The 535-nt window shown below is 37.0% G+C and carries 1 protein-coding gene; it reads right to left on the bottom strand.

Going from position 1 to position 535, the window contains the following annotated elements:
- Positions 1-422: Rha family transcriptional regulator (locus ACFIKO_RS09535; RefSeq protein WP_375673938.1), on the bottom strand; the 422-nt coding region annotated here is incomplete at its 3' end.
- Positions 423-535: the final 113 nt, after the last annotated feature.

Here is a 535-nt window from a genome sequence, read left to right as displayed (position 1 = left end):
TTTGGTGTTAAATCTTCAATGATGGTGTCTTTTTGATCTATTTGACCTTGTAGGTAATTCAAAAAGCCAATCATAGCCTTTGGACTTGAGTAGTCGATTTGTGGTGTTACTGCTTGCTTTTCCAATTCTTGCCAACGGTCTATAATCCTAGCGCGTAATGTCATGCTGTAACCCGAAACTAAGATAAGGCATTCACGTTTAGGAAGGTTGTAACAGTTTTGGGTCTTACCCTGTTTATCTAAATAGGTGGATCCAAATTTGGATTGACCCCCTTCAGGATATAATTCTCCTAACATTTGTCGAATATCACGCATAATATGCGCATGTTGCTTACCGCATAACTCTGCAATTTCACGACTAGACATGGTTGGAACAGTTGTGTTTTGAAAATTGTTTTCAGGTATTGTAATAAAGTTTCGCATCATCACCCCCTTAATTAAGAAAAACACAAGGTTTGATATAATATTCTGCCATAGTTTCTATGACGTTCTGCTTGAGCAATTTTCCTTGCTGCGTGAATTTTGAAATAATGATT

Origin of the sequence: Bartonella sp. TS82HLJMH (assembly GCF_042193495.1) — a bacterium.
Classification (GTDB): domain Bacteria; phylum Pseudomonadota; class Alphaproteobacteria; order Rhizobiales; family Rhizobiaceae; genus Bartonella; species Bartonella grahamii.
Note: the sequence above shows the minus strand (reverse complement) of the source record. Positions and strands in the feature narration are given on the sequence as shown.